The organism is Pseudorhodoplanes sp., from assembly GCF_046289595.1.
GTDB lineage: Bacteria > Pseudomonadota > Alphaproteobacteria > Rhizobiales > Xanthobacteraceae > Pseudorhodoplanes.
Window position 1 is genome coordinate 1 of sequence record NZ_JBKBVB010000186.1, and the last position, 5,195, is coordinate 5,195.

Genomic DNA, 5,195 nt, shown 5'->3' on the forward strand with positions numbered 1-5,195 from the left:
TCGCGCTGCTCGGCGAAGTGCAGATTGCGGAGAGCGAAAAGCGCGAATCGGGCGATCGCCTTGCCGAGGGCGAAAAGGCCGCGACCGCCGCCAACAGCGCCGCGCGGGCGGCGCTCGAAGCGCTTTCGGCCGCGCGCGAACAGCTTGGCCGCTCCGAGGAGCGCAGCGAAGGCGCCAAGCGCCGCCTGTCCGATATCGAGCACGAAATCCGCGAGATGCTGGAAGTCGAGCCCCAGGCCGTCGCGGCGCTTGCCGAGATCGGCGAAGGCGCGGTGCTGCCGGACGTATCCGAAGTCGAGGCCGATCTCGAGAAATTGCGGCGCGAGCGCGAACGGCTGGGTGCGGTCAACCTGCGCGCCGAGGAAGAGCTGGGCGAGGTCGAGACGCAGCATACGTCGCTCGTGACCGAGCGCGACGATCTGGTCGAGGCGATCAAGCGGCTGCGCCAGGGCATCCAGAATCTCAACCGCGAGGCGCGCGAGCGGCTGCTTGCCTCGTTCGAGGTGGTCAACGCCCATTTCAAGGACCTGTTCACCAAGCTGTTCGGCGGCGGCGAGGCCGAGTTGCGGCTGATCGAGAGCGACGATCCGCTGGAGGCCGGGCTCGAAATCATGGCGAAGCCCCCCGGCAAGAAACTGCAGTCGCTGTCGCTGCTCTCGGGCGGCGAGCAGGCGCTGACCGCGATGGCGCTGATTTTTGCGGTGTTCCGCACCAACCCGTCGCCGATCTGCGTGCTGGACGAAGTCGACGCGCCGCTCGACGATCATAACGTGGAGCGGTTCTGCGACCTGCTCGACGAGATGACCCGCTCGACCGAAACCCGCTTCATCATCATCACGCACAACCCGATCACCATGGCGCGAATGAACCGGCTCTACGGCGTGACCATGGCCGAGCGCGGCGTGTCCCAGCTGGTGTCGGTCGATCTCGAAGCCGCAGTCGCGATCCGCGACCAGCAGGTGGCGTGATCGAATCAGGTGCGGGAAGCTTCGGTCACGAAGACCGAGCAACTTCCAGTACAAAATCGACTATCCCCATAACCCACGCAAGCCACTGAATTTTCAATCGTAACGAGTCCAAAGAAGCTCGGTTCCGTGCTAATTTGCGATTCGCACTGGACGATTTCTGCCACCTCGACGCGACCGCCGCGCCCTGACTATGGCCGCGGGGCGCGTAAGGCGCTCTCGGGGCGACGTGGGACCTTCCCCGTCTTTGGCAGAAGGAGAGAAAGCAATGAAGCTTTCCTGTCCTGTGCACATGCCGGTTGCCGTTCGTGAATACGTGCGCTTCCGGCTCGGTCAGTGGGAGCAGGTGTGCGCCCACTGCCGCTCGCTGCCCCGCCGGAAGGCGGAGCAGCTTCTGCTGGCGTTCTGAGGGGTTCGCTAGCGGCACTTGGGGGGTGGCTTTGGCCACCCCTCATTTTTTGGATTTATCCAATGTAAGCACATTAGCCACGTTAATGAGTCTGTAAAGAGTCCGAAGCGCGAACGCACCGCAACTTTTGTCGCAGCGATGTGTTCAATTCGCCCCCTGCTATCGAAAGATGAGTTCGTGCGCGGGGCTTGTCGTATGGATCGCTACGATCTCCAGCCGGATCAGCCCGGCACGGCGCCAAACGCGATGCGCCAGCGTTCCGCCTGTTCGCGAATGGCCTTGCGTTCGGCATCGCTCATGCGGCCGAGCGATTTGTAGGGCATGGCGAGACGGATATTGCCGGCGAGCGTCTTGCGGTTGCGGTCGAGAAAGTCCCAGTACAGCGCATTGAACGGGCAGGCGCCGTCGCCGATCCGCTGCTTCACGTCGTAGCGGCAGCTTCCGCAATAGTCGCTCATCCTGTTGATATAGGCGCCGGCCGCGGCATAGGGTTTGGAGCCGACAATGCCGCCATCGGCAAAGGTCGCCATGCCGTGGGTGTTCGGAAGCTCCACCCACTCGTAAGCGTCGGCATAGACCGCCATGTACCATTCGTTGATCGCGTCGGGATGCACGCCGAGCAGCATGGCGAAATTGCCGGTCACCATCAGGCGCTGGATGTGGTGCGCATAGGCATTGTCGGTCGTGATCCGCACCACATCGCGGATACAGGCCATATCGGTTTCGCCGGACCAGTAGAACCATGGCAGCTTGCGGTTCGCGTTCAGGGCGTTGCGCTTCTTGTAGTCGGGCATGCGCAGCCAATAGACGCCGCGGACGAATTCGCGCCAGCCGAGAATTTGCCGGATGAAGCCCTCGACCGCATTGCGCGGCGCCTGTCCGGCGCGATAGCGCGCCTCCGCTCTCTGGCAGACATCCAGCGGATCGAGCAGGCCGAGATTGAGGCTTGCCGACAAAACCGAATGCCACAGCCAGGGCTCGCCCTTGGCCATGGCGTCCTGATAATCGCCGAAGCCCGGCAGAATATCGTCGAGGAACGCTGCGAGCAGATGCTCGGCTTCCTGCGGCGTCGTGGCGTAGGAAAACGGATCGAGCGCACCGAAGCCGTCCGGAAACCAGCGCGCCACATCGTCGAGCGTTTGCCGCGCGATGGTGTTTGGAACCACGAATTTCCGCGCCGGTGCCGCCGCGCCTTTCGGCAGCCGCTTGCGATTCTCCGCATCGAAATTCCAGCGGCCGCCGGCGGGTTCATCGCCGTCCATCAGAAGCCCGGTGCGCCGCCGCATATGCCGGTAGAAATTCTCCATCCGCAGCGTCTGCTTGTCTTTCGCCCAATCCCGGAACGCATGGTGCGAGCAGATGAAGCGGTCGTCCTCGCGGATCTCGACCGGAATCGCTGCATTCTTGGCGAAAGCCTCGAACGCTTCTTTCAGCCGCCATTCGCCGGGCTCGGTGATGGCGACCCGGCTGCTGCCTTCCGCCGCGACGGCCCGCGCGATTTCGCCTGTGAGGGTGTGGGTATTGGCCGGATCGTCGAGGCGCACATACCGCACCTGGATGCCGGCTTTTCGCAGGCGTTCGGCAAAGCCCCGCATGCCGGCAAAGACCAGTGCGATCTTCTGGCGATGGTGGGGAACGTACGATGCCTCCTCGCGCACTTCCGCAAACAGCACCACGTCGCGGGCGGGGTCCAAATCGGACAGGGAGGGGAGCCGCCCGTCGGACATCTGGTCGCCAAGGACCGGGCGAAGCGTACCGGCATGGGTCATGCAGCCATCATCGGGCCTTGGCCGGGACCCGGCAACAGCGGGTGTTGACGGGCCTGCCTCCCCGCGCCATCACGGCGCCATGCCGATCCGTCTCGACAGCCGCAGTCCCGACTTTGCCGCCCGTTTTGCCGCCTTCCTCGCCACCAAGCGCGAAGCGTCCGCGGATGTGGACGCGGCGGTGCGCGGGATCGTTGCCGATGTGGCGGCGCGCGGAGACGAGGCGCTGATCGACCTGTCGAAAAGGTTCGACCGGGTCGATCTCGGCGCCCTCGGCCTGCGGGTCACGCCGGACGACATCGCGCAGGCCGAAAAAGCCTGCGATCCGAAGGCGCTGGAGGCGCTGACGCTGGCGCGCGAGCGGATCTGGGCCTTCCACCTGCGCCAGAAACCACAGGATGATCGCTTCACCGATGCGCTGGGCGTCGAACTCGGCCATCGCTGGACCGCGATCGAGGCGGTCGGCCTTTATGTGCCGGGCGGCACCGCGGCCTATCCGTCCTCCGTCCTCATGAATGCGGTGCCGGCCAAGGTGGCGGGGGTGCCGCGCATCGTGATGGTGGTGCCGGCGCCGGACGGCGTCATCAATCCGCTGGTGCTCGCCGCGGCGAAGCTCGGCGGCGTCGACGAAATCTATCGCGTCGGCGGCGCCCAGGCGGTGGCGGCGCTCGCCTATGGCACGCAGACCATCAAGCCGGTGGCCAAAATTGTCGGTCCCGGCAATGCCTATGTGGCGGCGGCCAAGCGGCAGGTATTCGGCAAGGTCGGCATCGACATGATCGCGGGGCCGTCCGAGGTGCTGGTGCTCGCCGACGGCACCGGCAATCCGGACTGGATCGCCGCCGACCTGCTCGCGCAGGCGGAGCACGACGAGGCAGCGCAATCGATCCTGATCACGGACGACCCGCGGCTCGCGCAGGATGTGGAGACGGCGGTGGCGGCCCAGCTCAAGATGCTGCCGCGCGCGCAGATCGCCGGTGCGTCATGGCGCGATTTCGGCGCAACGGTCATGGTGCGCGACCTCGGCGAGGCGATCCCGCTCATCGATGCGCTGGCGCCCGAGCATCTCGAACTGATTGCCGCCGATCCGGAGCCGTTGATCGGCAAGATCCGCAATGCCGGCGCAATTTTCGTCGGCGGGTATACGCCTGAAGCGATCGGCGATTATGTCGGCGGTTCGAACCATGTGCTGCCGACGGCGCGCTCGGCGCGGTTTTCGTCGGGGCTCGGCGTGCTCGATTTCGTCAAGCGCACCTCGATCCTCAAATGCGGGCCGGACCAGCTGGCGGCGCTTGGACCGGCCGCGATTGCGCTTGGCGAGGCGGAGGGGCTCGCCGCGCATGCGCGCTCGGTGGCGATACGATTGAACAAGAGATGACCGATACGCCCTCCGCATCGAAGCTCGTGGCGATCACGCTCGACGAGGAATCGATCGGCCGGTCCGGGCCGGATATCGAGCATGAGCGCGCGGTCGCGATCTACGACCTGATCGAGGAAAATGTCTTTCATCCGGTCGAGCAGGAAGCCGGCCAATATGCGCTGCATCTGGCGATGGCCGACAATCGTCTGGTGTTCGACATCAGGCGGCCGGATGGTTCGCCGGTCGTGGCGCATCTGTTGTCGCTGTCGCCGTTCCGGCGGATCGTGAAGGACTATTTCATGATCTGCGACAGCTATTACGCGGCGATCCGCACCGCGACGCCGGACCGGATCGAGGCCATCGATATGGGCCGGCGCGGCCTGCATGACGAGGGGTCCAAGCTGCTGCAGGAGCGGCTGAACGGCAAGGTCGAGATGGATTTCGCCACCGCGCGCCGCCTGTTCACGCTGATCTGCGTCCTGCACTGGAAAGGCTGAGCGCGCGATGGCGCCCGGAACGAGACCGCAGTCGGTTCTGTTCGCCTGCGGGCTCAATTCAATCCGCTCGCCGATGGCGATGGGGCTGTTCCGGCATCTGTTCGGCAAGAGCATGTATACCGGCTCGGCCGGGGTGAAACCGGGAGAGCCCGATCCGTTCGCGGTCGCGGTGATGGACGAGATCGGCCTCGATATTTC

General features: G+C 65.0%; 5 protein-coding genes. 4 read left to right on the forward strand and 1 reads right to left on the reverse strand.

Annotation, left to right across the window (positions count from 1 at the left end; genetic code table 11):
- Window positions 1–968 (forward strand): AAA family ATPase (locus tag ACK41X_RS22395; protein WP_409728206.1); only part of this gene is annotated, 968 nt, incomplete at its 5' end.
- Window positions 969–1,595: 627 nt separating this feature from the next.
- On the opposite strand, the gene ACK41X_RS22400 is transcribed toward ACK41X_RS22395, so the two are convergent.
- Complete coding sequence (locus tag ACK41X_RS22400) at window positions 1,596–3,143, reverse strand: cryptochrome/photolyase family protein (RefSeq protein ID WP_409728209.1); 1,548 nt, start codon at window positions 3,141–3,143, stop codon at window positions 1,596–1,598.
- A gap of 79 nt (window positions 3,144–3,222) precedes the next feature.
- On the opposite strand from ACK41X_RS22400, the gene hisD reads away from it, so the two are divergent.
- The 3 genes from hisD to ACK41X_RS22415 form a co-directional block, all read left to right on the forward strand.
- Window positions 3,223–4,518, forward strand: a complete 1,296-nt coding sequence (gene hisD / locus ACK41X_RS22405; RefSeq protein WP_409728212.1) for a histidinol dehydrogenase — start codon at window positions 3,223–3,225, stop codon at window positions 4,516–4,518.
- Complete coding sequence (locus ACK41X_RS22410) at window positions 4,515–4,997, forward strand: UPF0262 family protein (RefSeq protein WP_409728215.1); 483 nt, start codon at window positions 4,515–4,517, stop codon at window positions 4,995–4,997. Before hisD ends, ACK41X_RS22410 begins: the two co-directional genes overlap by 4 nt.
- 7 nt (window positions 4,998–5,004) lie before the next feature.
- On the forward strand, window positions 5,005–5,195 hold a 191-nt coding region (locus tag ACK41X_RS22415; protein WP_409728218.1), incomplete at its 3' end, for a low molecular weight phosphatase family protein.

Coding starts and splice junctions, on each gene's coding strand:
- ACK41X_RS22400 (WP_409728209.1), bottom strand. CDS start 3,143: ATGACCCATGCCGGTACGCTTCGCCCGGTCCTTGGCGACCAGATGTCC.
- hisD (WP_409728212.1), top strand. CDS start 3,223: ATGCCGATCCGTCTCGACAGCCGCAGTCCCGACTTTGCCGCCCGTTTT.
- ACK41X_RS22410 (WP_409728215.1), top strand. CDS start 4,515: ATGACCGATACGCCCTCCGCATCGAAGCTCGTGGCGATCACGCTCGAC.